This is a genomic window from Caulobacter sp. D5 (genome assembly GCF_003185805.1).
Classification (GTDB): Bacteria; Pseudomonadota; Alphaproteobacteria; order Caulobacterales; family Caulobacteraceae; genus Caulobacter.
Genome location: NZ_QHJY01000390.1, coordinates 1 through 12,853, shown reverse-complemented (window position 1 = coordinate 12,853; position 12,853 = coordinate 1). Strand labels below are relative to the sequence as shown.

The window sequence follows — 12,853 nt, the reverse complement described above, 5'->3', positions numbered from 1 at the left end:
CCCGCGAAAGCGGGGACCCAGGTGTTTTATCGTCGAGCGCCGCGGGTTTCAGAAAAAGCCTGGGTCCCCGCTTTCGCGGGGATTTTACGGGAGGGGGTTAGCCCCGCAACGCCCTAACCTCGGCCCGCAGCTCGTCCAGGCAAACCGCATTGGCCCGCGCCATCTCCGACAGCTCGGCCACCCGCAGGGCGTCCAGCTTGTCGTGCAGGCGCATGATCTCCAGCTCGGCCCGCAGGTTGACGACATAGTCGTGCTCGGCCGCCTCGCGGTCCTTCGTGGCCTGGCGGTTCTGGCTCATCATGATGATCGGGGCCTGGATCGCCGCCAGGGTCGACAGCACCAGATTCAGGAAGATGAAGGGATAGGGATCGAAGGCCTTGTGGAACGGCATCAGGGCCAGGTTCAGGATCACCCAGGCCGCCAGGATGGCCGAGAAGCTGCCGATGAAGCCCCAGGAGCCGCCGATCGCCGCCACCTTGTCGGCCAGCCGCTCCCAATAGGTCCCCTCCTTTTCGCGCAGGCTCGGCGCGACGGCGGTCGGGGCCTCGGCGGCGATCAGGTCGATGACGCTGCGCTGGACTTCGGTGAGATCGCCATAGGACCCGCCCAGCAGGGTGCGCGAGAGGTGGTCCAGTTTTTCCGCGCTCATCGAGATCCCGCCTGCTTGGTGCGAGCGGCATCATCCGGCGCCCCGAGCGTCACGGCAACGCGGTTGACACCAACGCATCCGGAGCGCGAGGCTCGCCTCCGTCGGCTGGCCGACCAACGGCCCGCCATCATCGTGGGAGTTCCAGATGGCCCATAAGTTCGTGATCAAGAAGAACAAGGCCGGCGAGTTCGTCGCCTACTTCGTCTACAACAGCGAGAACATCTTCTGGACCGAGGGTTATTCCTCGAAGGCCGGCGCCAAGAACGCCATCGAGTCGATCAAGAAGAACGGTCCGCCGGCCGAGACCGACGACCAGAGCGACGACTGATCCCCCTAAAACTCCAAGTCATCTTGACCCCTCCCCGTCGGTCGCTGTCTGATCGGCGATAATCAACAACGACGGGGAGACGGCCATGGCGGCGCGCAAGGCGATCTTCATCACCGGGGCGGCCAGCGGCATCGGCCTGGCCAGCGCCCGGCGCTTCGCCCGCGAAGGCTGGCTGGTCGGCCTGTCCGACATCGACGAAGCGGGCCTGGCCCGCGCCCAGGCCGAGATCGGTGTCGACGACGCCTCGGTCCACCCGCTCGACGTCCGCGACCGCGAGGCCTGGACCCCGGCGCTCGCGGCCTTCACGTCCCGCTCGGGCGGACGGCTGGACGTGCTGTTCAACAACGCCGGCGTCGCCCGCTTCGGGGCCTTCGCCGAGATCGATCCCGAGGGCGACGACCTGATGCTGGCGGTCAACATTCGCGGCGTGATCAACGGCGCGCGGGCCGGCCTGCCCTTCCTGAAGGCGACGCCCGGCGGCGGGCGGCTGCTCAACATGGCTTCGTGCGCGGGGATCTATGGCGCGCCGGGCCTGGCGGTCTATTCGGCCACCAAGTTCGCGGTGCGGGGCCTCTCCGAAGCGCTGGACGCCGAGTTCGCGCCCCACGGCGTGGGCGTGGCCTGCGTCATGCCGTGGTTCGTCGAGACGCCGATCCTGCACAACTCCCAGCCGGGCAAGAACATCGACATGGGCGAGGAGCTGCGCAAAAGCGGCATGCCCGTCTACGGCGTCGACGAGGCGGCGCAGACGGTGTGGCAGGCCGCGCACGGCCGCGAGCTCTATTATCTGGTGGGAAAGCGGGCCAGGCAGATGCGGTTCATGGCCCGCCTGGCCCCCGGGTTCCTCAGGAACCGGCTCCGGTCGCAACCGCAACCGGCCTGACGTCGGACTTGTCGGCGCCGGTCTTGGTCGGATGCATGGCCGGGGCCGAAGCCGGCTCGGGGCCGACCTTTTCCGGACCGCCCATGCCGCCCTCGACCGTCTTGGCGACGGAAAGCGCGCTGGCGACGTAGATCACCGACTTGCCGTCGGCCGTGGGGGCTTGCGGCAGGCTGGTCAGGACGGGCGCGTCGGGCAGGTCGTCCACGGTCGAGGGGCGCGGCTGGCCGGTGAAGGCCCCCGGCGCGCCGGCGCGGCCGCCGAAGCGGTAGAAGACGTGCATGCCGACCTGGGCGACGCGCATCAGGCGCGGACCCCAGTTGGGGGCGACGCCCGTGGTGTGGAAGTGGGTGGCCGAACCGACCTCGGACATCACCGTGCCGGCCAGGGCGCGCGAGGCGACCTTCTTGGCCCGGTTCCAGGCGCCGCGCTCGTGCGGGCTGCGCATGGAGCCGTCGCAGGCGAAGCTGAACTGGCAGCCGGTGCGGGCGTAGGCGCCCTGGAACACGACGCCGCAGATCGACTTGGGGAACGAAGGGTGGCGTACGCGGTTTAAGACTACTTGAGCCACCGCGGCCTGGCCGCTGGGCGTCTCGCCCCGGGCTTCGTAATAGACCGCCTGGGCCAGGCACTCGAGTTCGCGCGAGCTTTCGAGGGCGCTGGTCAGGTGGAACGGCGCGGCGGCCGGGCTGAACGCTCCGCCGAGGCTGGCGCGCAGCAGGAGCGGTTGGTCGTCGGACTTTTCGCCGCCGCTCTGAAGGCGGGCGGCGAGCAGGGAAGCCTGGCGGTCGCGCTGGGCGTCGCCGGCGACGGTATAGGGGTCATGGCGGCGGGCGATGGCGAGCGCCCCGGCGTCCATGCGAGACGCGGCCTGATGCAGCGCCGCTTCGGAATAACTTCCGGCGGCGCCGTCGGCCAGGCGCGTAACGCGAGCGTGCTGAGAGGCGGTCTGGGCCATGCCCCCCGCCAGATAGACGCCACCCAAGGCCAGACCCGTGACGGATCCAACCAAAACGGCGCCGATCAGCCCGCGCGCGTCAGCGCACGTCTGCGACTTGATAAACAAAACTTGCGTCCTGCGCGACGAGGGCGCTCCGGCCCCCCGACAAAAACACTTCCAAGACACCCGGAAAAAGCACTATCGGGCCGGTCTGGAAGCGAGGTTCGACCGTTCGCAATAAGGTCGAGATCCTGCTTATGCCTCGCCTTATGACCGAACTATGACCGAGTCGCAAGCGCATGCTGCACTGCGGCATTGATTTTGCCCGGCTTTTTGGCTTCGCGCGCTATTAACACTTTGATTCACAGGAAAAACCTCGACGCGCGAGAAAACGCCGCAGCAGCGGGATTTTCGACGTGTTCGTTCGGCTCTGTCGGAACCCCGACCAAGCCTCACCGTTAACCCGTGCGGTAAATTCGCCGTTCGGAAAGCCCCATGACCCGTCTCACGCCGCACGTCCCGCGCCTGGCCGCGATCCTCGCCCTGGGCGCCCTCGCCTCGGCCTGCGGCCACAACATGGAACAGCGCGCGGCCACCGGCGCCATCGCCGGCGCGGTCGTCGCCGGCCCGGTGGGCGCGGTCGTGGGGGCCGGCGCTGGCGCTGTCGTAGACGCCGCCTCCAAGCCCGCGCCGAAGAAGCGGCGCTGACGCCCGCTCCCGCCCCGCCCGCCGGGCTTCAGCGGGGGGCCCGCTTCACCATGGCGACGGTGAACTTGCGGTATTCGTCCCACGAGACCTTCTTGTCCTTGTTCTCGTCGTAGTCGGCGATCCAGAGATCCTTGCCGCCCGTCTCGGACATGGTCTGGCCGTTCTTGGTCTTGGTGACGCGCTTCTCCGGCGCCTCGCTGTAGTCGATGAAGCCGTCGCCGTTCTTGTCGGTGCGCTGGAAGCTCTCCTTCAGGAACTTGTCCAGGGCCTCGGGAGACAGCGACTTGAGGTCGATGCGGCGCGGCGTGGCGGGCGTGGCGCCCTCGGGCTGGGCCAGCGCCGTCGTGAACGGAGCGAGCGTCAGGACGGCGGCCAGGATCGAAGCGACGGGTTTGGACATGGGCGAACTCCTGTGGGTTGGCGTCAGGTGCGGCCGGCGGGGCGGCCGCCCAGGGTGCGGGTGAGACCGATGTAGAAGGTCGTGCCGGGATCGCTGCGGACCGTGCGGTCGCGCAGCACGTCGGAGGTGGTGCGCGAGGTCCACTTCTGTTGCAGAAGCGGATTTTGCAGGCTCGCGCTCAGCGCCCACCGCGGCGCGAGCTCGCGCCGGTAGGACAGGCTGCTGATGATGATCGGCCGCACCTCCTCCTCGCGCGTCAGCCGCTTGCCCTGCGAGGAGATGAACAGCGACAGCGAGCTTTTGCGGTCCAGGCGGTAGGAGGCGTTGATCTTGTATTCGGCGACCAGGGCCGAGCGCTCGAACGCTCCTGCGAGGTTCGACGAGCGGATCTTCGCCTCGTAGATCGTCGTCGACAGGTTCAGCGAGACCGACCGGATGGGCCGCAGCCCCAGCGAGGCCTCGAGGCCCAGCGAGGTCATCGAGCCCTGATTGTCCTTCGTGGTCAGCACGATGGTGTCGTCGATGATCTGGCTGACATTGGCGATCAGGTCGCTGGTCCGGCGATAGAAGGCGCGCAGGGCGTAGTTGGTCTGGCCGCGGCCGTATTCGTACCCCGCCTCGAAGCCGTGGCTGATCTGCGGCTCCAGATCGCTGGCGCCGGAGGTCCAGTTCTGGGCGTCGCGATAGACGATGAACGGGTTCAGATCCTGCGGCTTGGGGCGCTCGATGCGCTTGGCGTAGGAAAAGCGCCAGCGCGCGTCCGGCGAGACCACATAGGTGAAGTGCAGGCTGGGAAAGAGGTTGGCGTAGTCGTCGGCGCGCGTGACCCCGGTGGTGGTCTGGCGCAGGTCGAGGTCCGTTCCCTCCGCGCGCAGGCCGGCCATCACCAGCCACTTGTCGCCCAGCGGCCGCTCGTAGGTGACGTAGCCGGCGCCGACGGTCTGGGTGTAGTCGAAGCGGTTCGAGAGCGCGGTGTTCAGCGTCGGCGCGCCGCTCGACGGGTCCAGCACGTAGAACCGGGTCTCCAGCTGGCCGTCCTCCCGCTGGATCGACCAGCCGGTCTTCAGTTCGCCCGCCCCGACGACCTGGGTGTAGTCGCCGGTGAAGCCCAGGATCTCGATCTCGTTGTCGCGGTAGTTGCGGTTGGACGACGGAAGACGGCCGACGGGCAGGCTGTAGGTCGAGACATAGGCCTGCTCGTTGTCGTCCAGGCTGCGGCTGAAGGTCAGGTTGATCTTCAGGCCTTCGCCGGTCAGGTCGCCCTTCAGGTCCCAGTAGAGGGCGGCCGAGAGGTCGCGCCGCGAGGTGTGGCTGCGCGAGACCCGGTCGTACCGGCTGGCCAGCACGTCGCCTGCGCCATAGACGCTGGTGTCGCCGTCGATCGCGAAATCGACCTGGCGGCGGGCCAAGGTGAATTCGCCGCCGAGCGTGCCGGTGTCGGAATAGCGGACGTCGGCGCCGCCGGTCACGGTGAAGCTCTCGATGTCGGCGCTGTTGCGGTTGCGGCTCGCCAGGCGCGTGGAGGCGCCCGTCAGGGCGTTGATGTTGTTCCGGTCCGAACTGCTGTCGGTGTCGTTGCCGCTGCGCTGGGCGTTGGCCGTCAGATTGTAGGTCACCGCGCCGGTGTTGTAGGAGCCGACCAGGGCGGTGTTGTAGCGCCCTTCCTCGCCGAGGTTCAGGCGCGCCGAACCGCCGCCGCCCAGCGGCGCGTCGCGGCGGGTGACGATGTTGATGATGCCGCCGGAGCCGTCCGCGCCGAACTGCGCCGACGGATTGGTCATGACCTCGATCGAGCTGATCGCCGCGCCGCTCATGCTCTGCAGCGTCAGGGCCCGGTTCTCGCCCTTGACCATCGCGGTCTCGCGGCCGTTGATCAGCACCTTGACGTTGCTGTCGCCGCGCAGGGAGATCCCCCCCTCGGAATTGACCGACACGCCGGGGATCTTGTTCAGCGCGTCCGCCGCCGTGCCGTTCTGCGCGTCCTGGTCGTTTCTGATGTCATAGGTCTGCCGGTCGGCGCGATTGGCCGGCGGCTTGGCGGCCTCGACCACCAGGCCGGAGACCGCGGCGGGGTCAGACTGCGCCGGTTTGGCTGGCTTGGCCGGCGGGCTCGGCGCCTGGGCGTGAGCCGCCGTGGCCAAAGCGATGTTGGCCGCGACCAGGCCGCAGGCCGAGACGCACAGCACGCGCGAACGTCCATGCAGCGACATGTAAAGCCCCCAACTTTTACGCGATTACTGTGACCTTAGATTGTGTTCCAATTAAAGCAAAAGCAGACACGCCCCATGACACCCCTATCCGGCAATGCGATCGTCATAGTCGCCCATCGTTACTTCGATAGATAAGTCTATGTACGTCCTCATGATTTCACTGATGCGGGAGACGAACTCCGCCCACGAACCGCGGAACACGAGATTACTCATCCTTTCGGACATCTCACCTTCGAACAGGATGATCACGGACGAGATCGCCAGCGGCGCCCCGCCGTCATCGCCGGCCTGAAGCATGGCGGCGAAGAGCTGGCGCGCCGTGCGGCCGTTTTCGTCCTCGTAGGGATGGATCAGAAGGAACAGCGCGTAAGCATATATCGCCGTGAGCAGCCACGAGCGCTGGCGATTACGAGCGATGAAGGCGCTCAGGTCCTTCAGGCGCTCGGGGATCGCCCTGGCCGGCGCGCAGGCGATCCCGCCCTTGGGCCCCTTTTCCAGCACCCTGACCCGGCGCGTGCGCAGCGCGCCCAGTTCCGGCGCGAGGGTCTCCAGCCGGTGCAGGCCGGCGCGCAGGCGCGCCTGCTCGACCCGACGCCTTGAAAGCGGCGCGGCGCGGCTTTGCGCCTTGGCCCGCGAGTCCGGCATGGGCGCGGTCCGAAGGGGCGGCCTGGTCTCGACGGACGCCCGAGCCAGCCGCGCCTCGAGGTCGTCGGGCGCGTCCTGGCGTGAAAGGGCCTGGAGCCGTCCCGGCAGGTCGCCGAGATAGATCTCCAGGTCCGGGTCCACGTCCAGCGTCGCGATCCGCGGATCGAAGCACCAGCCGTCCCGTTCGCGCACGAAGGCGCCGATGGGCGAGGAAAGCAGCATCAGACGATCGGCTTGCAGTCCTCGCACTCGGCCTTGTCTTCTTCCTTGCGGCCGTTCTTGGCCAGGAACTGCACCTTCGCCAGGTACTCCTCCCAGCTGACCTTCTGGTCCTTGTTCTTGTCGAAGCGGCCGATCCAGACCTGCGGGCCAGTGTCGGTGTTGACCACTTCGCCGTTCTTCTTCTTCGTGACGCGCGCCTTGGGCGCCTCGCTCTGCTCGATGAAGCCGTCCTTGTTGCGGTCGGTCATCACGAAGCTGGTCTTGGCAAACTCCAGGACCTGGGTCTCGTTCATCTTGGTGAGGTTCTTGCGGGTGTCCTTGGCCGACGGCTTGATGGCCACGCCCTTGTCCATGGTCGTGAGGGCCCACACCCCTCCCCCGCCCAGGCAGAGCAGAACGGCGCCAGCGGCGATGAGGTTACGCACAGCCTTGTTCATTGCCTTATCTCCCGGTGTTTACGCTCTGACCGCCGCGGCCGCGGCGGGCATGGGTTTGGCGAGCCGTTTCAGCCCCCCGGCCTCCAAGACCAGCACCCTGTCCATCAAGGTCAGGATGCCGGGGCGGTGTCCGACGTAGACGATGGTCGGAATGACCTCGCAAAGCGCCAGCATCGTCTTGGCCTCGGTGTCGGCGTCCAGGTGCGAGGTGCTTTCGTCCATCACCAGCAGCTTGGGACGCAGATAGATCGCGCGGGCCAGGGGCAGCCGCTGCAACTGGCCCGACGACAACGGCCCGCGCGGCGAAACCACCGTCTCCAGCTTGAGCGGCAGGGCCTGGACCACGGCGCGCAGGCCGATCTTGTCGAGCGCCTCCCAGGCCCGGGCCTCGTCGGCCTCGGCGGCGAAGTTGGTGACGTTCTCGAGGATCGAGCCCTTGAAGACGGCCATTTCCTGGAACAGGAACAGCGCCTCCTTCTCGCCGACCTCGGCGGCGCGCCCGACCCGGCCCTGATCGGCCGGATAGAGCCCGGCGAGCATCTTCACCAAGGTGCTCTTGCCCGCGCCCGAGCGTCCGACGATGGCGATGCGCTCGCCCTTGCGCACCGCCAGGTCCAGGTTCTCGAAGACCGGGCGCGCGCCTCGATTGCGCCGGAACGCTACGCCTTCCAGGCTCAGGGCGACTTCCGGATCCTCGGGCGTGACGAACTGGCCGGAGGCGGTCCTCGCCGCCTCGTCCGAGACAGGGAACAGCGTGTCGAGCGCCAGGTTGTCGCGCTCGATCCGCGCCAGTTCGGCCCGCGCCGCCGTCAGCCTGACCACGGCGTCGAACAGGACGTGGAACAGGGCCGCGACCGAAATCATCACCGGCCAGCCGTAGACGCCCCGCACCACGGCGAAGACGTTGAAGAACGAGAAGCCGAGATAGGCCGCCGCCCGGATCAGCTCGGCCAGTTGCTCGACGCCCTCGCGCTTGATGGCGCCGTCCATCTGCAGAACCCGGAAATGGTCGTCCCGCCCCCTCCAGAGGCTGAAGCGCTGAGCGCCCGTGCCGGAAGACCGCAGCGTGTCGGCGTGACGCAGGTTCTCCTGCAGGACGGCCTGGGCCCAGCCCGTGACCGACTTGGCGTAGTTGGCGTCCATCTCCTGGCGGCGCTGCAGGAACAGGCGCGTGGCGGCGGTGATGATCGAGGCGCCGACGGCGATCACCGCCAGGACGGGACTGAAATAGACCAGGGCCGCCAGCACGACGGCGATCAGGAACAGCGAGACGGGCTGATCCATCCGCAGCCGCAGTACGCGGTCGACATTGGCCAGGCGCTTGGACAGCACGCCGGCGACCTCGTCGCCCTCGGCGCCTTCGGCGACATGGAAGGGAATCTGCTCGAAGCGCTCGGTGATCCGGGCCCGTTCGCGACGGCCCGCGGCGTCGGCCGCGCGCGCCAGCATGCCGGCGATCATCTGCGCGCAGAGATAGCGGATGAACGCCACGCCGGCGAAGGCCACGACCACCAGCAGGGCGATGATCTCGATCGCGCTGGCGTTCAGGAACCGGAACAGCAGGCCCGGAAAGGCCGCCAGCAACACGGTCAGCAGCGAAACGACGGCCGACAGCGCGAAGGTGGGCAGCACCACCAGATCGGGAAGGCGCAGCCGCGGGAGCGTCGGAGCCCACGACGTCCTGGCCGGCTTGTCCGGGAACACCAGGCAATAGCCGGTGAAGGAGGCCGAGAACTGCTCGGCGTCGAGCCGCATGCGCCCGACCGCCGGATCGAAGATCACGTAGCGCTCGCCGATCTCCAGCAGGACGACGTAGTGGTTGAAGTTCCAGTGCAGCACGGCCGGCAGCGGCAGCTTGGCCAGTTCGTCCAGCTCGACGAAATGGGCCTGGCAGGTCATGCCCTCGGCCTCGGCCATCCGCTTGATATCGAGCAGGGTGCTGCCCTCGGCCGAGATCAGCCGCTCGTAGCGGGCCCGGTTGAGGAAGCCCGAAACGCCTCGCGCGGCCAGCACCGCGTTGAGGCAGGCCACGCCGCATTCGCCGGCGTTGAGCTGATTGACGTAGATCGCGTCGCGTCCCATGCCCCTATCCCGCCTCCGTTCCGGAAATCAGTCGCGCCAGGATGTTGGTCGGGGGCGCGCCCGTTTCGATGATCGCCGGCGTGAACGGCGCTTTCAGGCAGACGTCCTTCGGCGACAGGCGAACCATGTCGCCGTCCAGCTCCACGCTCGCCATGAAGAACTTGCGGCTCGACGGCCCGGGCGCCACCCGAACCACCTGCGCCTGGCTGATCAGCGGCTTGATCCCCGGATCGGCCTTGAAGGCCAGCGCCACGCCGCAGGGCTGCTCGTTGCGCCCGAAGAAGAAGATGTCGATCGTGTTCTCGGGCCTGCCGATCGTCAAAGCGCGCGGATCGGCGGCGTCGACCGGCAGCACCACCTGGTTGGAGGTCGCTATGCCCGTGAGCAGGAACCCGACCAGGGCGGCGGTGACCCCCACGGCGACGGGAGCGCGCCAGTCGAACGACTGCAAGCGCGCCGTCCGGTCCCATCTGCCGCGCCGCCCCAGCAGGGCCGCTTCCCGATACTTCACCAAAGCTCAGCCCCCCAGCATCCGCTTCAAAACGGTCAAATAGGCCGCGACCCGTTCCTTCTCGATCGGCAGTCCCCGCGCGAGATCGGTCGCCAGGACGTCGTCGACGGAAGACGGACGCTCGGCGGTCGCCCGATCCAATAGCTGCCACTCAACCCATGTGCGATCAACCTGACCGACAGCAGCGAAGTTGGCGAAGGTCGCCATCGGCTCCAGGCGGAAGGTCGGATCGTCCATCAGCGCCCAGCGCTTGGTCAGTTGCATGCAGCGATCGCTCCCGAAGAACGCCCGCCACGGACCAAGCCCTCCGAGAAAGACGCCGCCGGTCTGGCCGCGCCGCGCCAGGACGGCGTCCAGCAGGTCCTGGCGATCGGCCGGGACGACCACACGCGGCCCGCGCCCTTCCGTCGGGAACCCCGCCGCGTCGGACGACCGAAGGAAATCGTCAGCGCCGATCCAGTCGCGTCCCTCGTGCAGATCGAAGACATCCAGGCTGGCCGGAAGCAGGGCGCGCCTGAGTTCCGCCAGTTCAAGCCGGTCATCGACCGCATCGGAGAGAAATACTCGTACAACATCGAAACTCAGGCTTTCCGGGCGAGGCTGCCGGTTCACGGCGCCCCGAAGGGCGCCGTGAACCTTTGCATCAGCCTCGATCAAGAGACCAAAGCAAACCCAGCTATTAGCAGGGGCCGATGAAGTAGTAGCATTCGGTGTAGCCCCAGAATTCATAGTACGAGCTACCATCTTCGAACTCGATGTAGTATTCTTCGCAGTAAGTCCAGCAGTCTTCCCAGTAGCAAGTGCTGGTATCGTAACCGCCGCTGACTTCCGAAAGCAGCGCATCGCTCAGCAAGGACATTAGAACAACCCCCTAGTTGAGTTCACTGGGACAACCCCAGCTTGCTTTCGGTAGCGCAACAACCCTCGGTATGACAAGTGCTAGTTGTATGTTTATATGCCTCAACCTCATAAGAAAGCGGATTTTGCGGAAATTCTGGCCGCCCCTCACGACCGCGCGTTGACCCCCAAAGGCGGTTTCGAGCGCAGCGACGCATCGCCGGGAACGGGGCCTAGCGTGCGGTCGCACCGACAAAACTTCCCGAAAAACAATCGGATAGATTGTATTTTCAAGCCGCGCGGCAAAGGCGATCACGACCGGCGTCCGACCGCGGCGAACCCGCCGTCAGGCGCCTCGGACGCCATGACGGGTTGAGCGATTTTTTCGCACCCCTGCCTCGCCGCGAGCCTCCGGCAGGCGCCACGGCGACCGGGCGGCTCTCCCTGAACGGGGACGGATCCGGGTCCAACACGAGCTTCGAGTCGATCACCTCATTCCCCGCAAGGCGGGAGAGGGATCAGGAGAGGGTCACGAACAGTTCGTTCTCGATCACCCATTGCCCGGCGATCTTGCGCCAGGTGGCCAGATACGTCCCGCTCTGGGTCGCCCCCTCGCCTTTCCAGGTCCCCACCCAGCGCCCGCGCTCGGCCGCCCGCGCCCCGTCGGCGTCGAGCTCGATCAGTTCGCTGGTGCGCACATAGGAGACGAAGTCGCGATCGGCGAACTGGCCGGCGAAGGCCTCGATGATCTGGTCGCGCCCCAGCAGCAGCGAGCCGTCGCCGGCGATCAGCTTGGCGTCGGGCAGGAAGAACGGAACCAGCCGGCCCGCGTCCTTGCCCGCTATCAGGCGGTTGGTGAGCTTGCGGCGGGCGGCGACGGCGTCCTGCGGCGAGGTCATGAACTTGCGGGTCCCCTAGTGCTGCCCGGCGATATAGGCTGCGCCGTCGCTCCTCCGCAAACCCGGACCCCGATGCCGCCCCTCGACGATATCGCCCCTCGCGCCGCCGCCCCGCCCGTCCTGGTCACCGCGCGGCTGACGCTGAGCCCGCCGCAGCTGTCCGACTTCGACGACAGCGTCGCCATGTGGACCGATCCGGAGGTCTATCGCTATGTCGGCGGCCGGGCCTCGACGCGCGAGGAAAGCTGGGCCCGGCTGCTGCGCGCCCGGGGCCTGTGGGCCCTGCTCGGTTACGGTTACTGGGCGGTGCGTGAAACGGCCACCGGCCGCTATGTCGGCGAGGTCGGCTTCGCCGACTTCCACCGCGACATCACCCCGTCCTTCGAAGGCCTGCCGGAGATGGGCTGGGTGCTGGCCAGCCGCATGCACGGCCAGGGCTTTGGAACAGAGGCCGTGAACGCGGGCCTGGCCTGGGGCGAGACCCGCTGGGGCGCCGATCCCATCGTCTGCATCATCCACCCCGACAACGCCGCCTCCCTGGCCCTGGCGGCCAGGACCGGCTTCGTCGAACAGACCCGCACCACCTACAAGGAAAGCCCGACGGTCCTGCTGCGGCGGGGGTGAGGCTTCCTCTACCCGTAAAATCCCCGCGAAAGCGGGGATTTTACGGATGGGAGGGCCTCACGCCGCCTGAAGCTGCTGCTTCACCCGCTCCGCCAGGGTCTTGATGTCGATCGGCTTGGGCAGGAAGGTCACCCCCGTCTCGCCTTCGAGCAGGTCGCTGAACTCGGCCTCGGCATAGCCCGAGATGAACATCACCGGCGCGTTGCCCAGATAGCCGCGGGCCTTCTTGAGCAAGGTCGGGCCGTCGATGCCGGGCATGATCACGTCGCTGATCAGCAGGTCGATCTTGCCGGCGTTCTCCTCGGCGATGACCAGGGCTTCCTCGCCGTCGCTGGCCTCCAGCACCTCGTAGCCACGGGCGCGCAGCAGGCGAGCGGCGACGCCGCGCACGGCGTCCTCGTCCTCGACGAACAGGATGCGGCCGGCGCCCGACAGGTCGCGGGCGGCGCGGGGCTTGGGCGGCTCGGCGGCCACCACGGCC

The 12,853-nt window shown here is 67.6% G+C and carries 15 protein-coding genes; 4 read left to right on the top strand and 11 right to left on the bottom strand.

Annotated features, from left to right (window positions below):
• Positions 1-97 precede the first annotated feature (97 nt).
• On the bottom strand, positions 98-649 hold the full coding sequence (locus DMC18_RS21770; RefSeq protein ID WP_110120139.1) for a DUF1003 domain-containing protein: 552 nt from the start codon (positions 647-649) through the stop codon (positions 98-100).
• Between the two features lie 145 nt (positions 650-794).
• Here DMC18_RS21770 and DMC18_RS21765 point away from each other — a divergent pair, with 145 nt between their 5' ends.
• Both DMC18_RS21765 and DMC18_RS21760 read left to right on the top strand, forming a co-directional pair.
• The gene (locus tag DMC18_RS21765; protein ID WP_110120140.1) at positions 795-977 is read left to right on the top strand and encodes a DUF1508 domain-containing protein; all 183 of its coding nucleotides are present in this window, start codon (positions 795-797) and stop codon (positions 975-977) included.
• Positions 978-1,062: 85 nt separating this feature from the next.
• Positions 1,063-1,860 carry an SDR family oxidoreductase gene (locus tag DMC18_RS21760; protein WP_110120141.1) on the top strand — a complete coding sequence of 266 codons (798 nt, stop codon included), beginning with the start codon at positions 1,063-1,065 and terminating at the stop codon, positions 1,858-1,860.
• On the opposite strand, the gene DMC18_RS21755 is transcribed toward DMC18_RS21760, so the two are convergent.
• Positions 1,823-2,815: a cell wall hydrolase gene (locus DMC18_RS21755; RefSeq protein ID WP_370444026.1), complete on the bottom strand. Its 993-nt coding sequence runs from the start codon at positions 2,813-2,815 to the stop codon at positions 1,823-1,825. The genes DMC18_RS21760 and DMC18_RS21755 overlap by 38 nt on opposite strands.
• A 477-nt stretch (positions 2,816-3,292) precedes the next feature.
• Here DMC18_RS21755 and DMC18_RS21750 point away from each other — a divergent pair, with 477 nt between their 5' ends.
• Entirely contained in the window at positions 3,293-3,505 is a 213-nt protein-coding gene (locus DMC18_RS21750; protein ID WP_110133304.1) for a hypothetical protein, read from the top strand.
• Between the two features lie 28 nt (positions 3,506-3,533).
• On the opposite strand, the gene DMC18_RS21745 is transcribed toward DMC18_RS21750, so the two are convergent.
• From DMC18_RS21745 to DMC18_RS21705, 8 genes are all read right to left on the bottom strand, one after another.
• Positions 3,534-3,905 carry an EF-hand domain-containing protein gene (locus tag DMC18_RS21745; protein ID WP_110120861.1) on the bottom strand — a complete coding sequence of 124 codons (372 nt, stop codon included), beginning with the start codon at positions 3,903-3,905 and terminating at the stop codon, positions 3,534-3,536.
• 23 nt (positions 3,906-3,928) lie between these two features.
• Entirely contained in the window at positions 3,929-6,115 is a 2,187-nt protein-coding gene (locus DMC18_RS21740) for a TonB-dependent receptor domain-containing protein (RefSeq protein ID WP_110120862.1), read from the bottom strand.
• 84 nt (positions 6,116-6,199) lie between these two features.
• Positions 6,200-6,982 (bottom strand): Fic family protein, encoded by a 783-nt coding sequence (locus DMC18_RS21735; RefSeq protein WP_110120863.1) that lies wholly within the window; start codon positions 6,980-6,982, stop codon positions 6,200-6,202.
• Complete coding sequence (locus DMC18_RS21730) at positions 6,982-7,419, bottom strand: EF-hand domain-containing protein (protein ID WP_110120864.1); 438 nt, start codon at positions 7,417-7,419, stop codon at positions 6,982-6,984. Before DMC18_RS21730 ends, DMC18_RS21735 begins: the two co-directional genes overlap by 1 nt.
• 18 nt (positions 7,420-7,437) lie before the next feature.
• On the bottom strand, positions 7,438-9,501 hold the full coding sequence (locus tag DMC18_RS21725) for a peptidase domain-containing ABC transporter (protein ID WP_110120865.1): 2,064 nt from the start codon (positions 9,499-9,501) through the stop codon (positions 7,438-7,440).
• Between the two features lie 4 nt (positions 9,502-9,505).
• Entirely contained in the window at positions 9,506-10,012 is a 507-nt protein-coding gene (locus DMC18_RS21720) for a hypothetical protein (RefSeq protein ID WP_146218167.1), read from the bottom strand.
• Positions 10,013-10,018: 6 nt separating this feature from the next.
• Positions 10,019-10,669 (bottom strand): hypothetical protein, encoded by a 651-nt coding sequence (locus DMC18_RS21715; RefSeq protein WP_146218166.1) that lies wholly within the window; start codon positions 10,667-10,669, stop codon positions 10,019-10,021.
• 698 nt (positions 10,670-11,367) lie between these two features.
• On the bottom strand, positions 11,368-11,748 hold the full coding sequence (locus tag DMC18_RS21705; protein WP_110120869.1) for a DUF4440 domain-containing protein: 381 nt from the start codon (positions 11,746-11,748) through the stop codon (positions 11,368-11,370).
• Positions 11,749-11,820: 72 nt separating this feature from the next.
• Here DMC18_RS21705 and DMC18_RS21700 point away from each other — a divergent pair, with 72 nt between their 5' ends.
• Complete coding sequence (locus tag DMC18_RS21700; protein WP_110120870.1) at positions 11,821-12,372, top strand: GNAT family N-acetyltransferase; 552 nt, start codon at positions 11,821-11,823, stop codon at positions 12,370-12,372.
• Between the two features lie 57 nt (positions 12,373-12,429).
• Here DMC18_RS21700 and DMC18_RS21695 read toward each other — a convergent pair.
• Positions 12,430-12,853, bottom strand: a 424-nt coding sequence (locus DMC18_RS21695) for a response regulator (RefSeq protein ID WP_146218165.1), incomplete at its 5' end; no start/stop codon positions are given.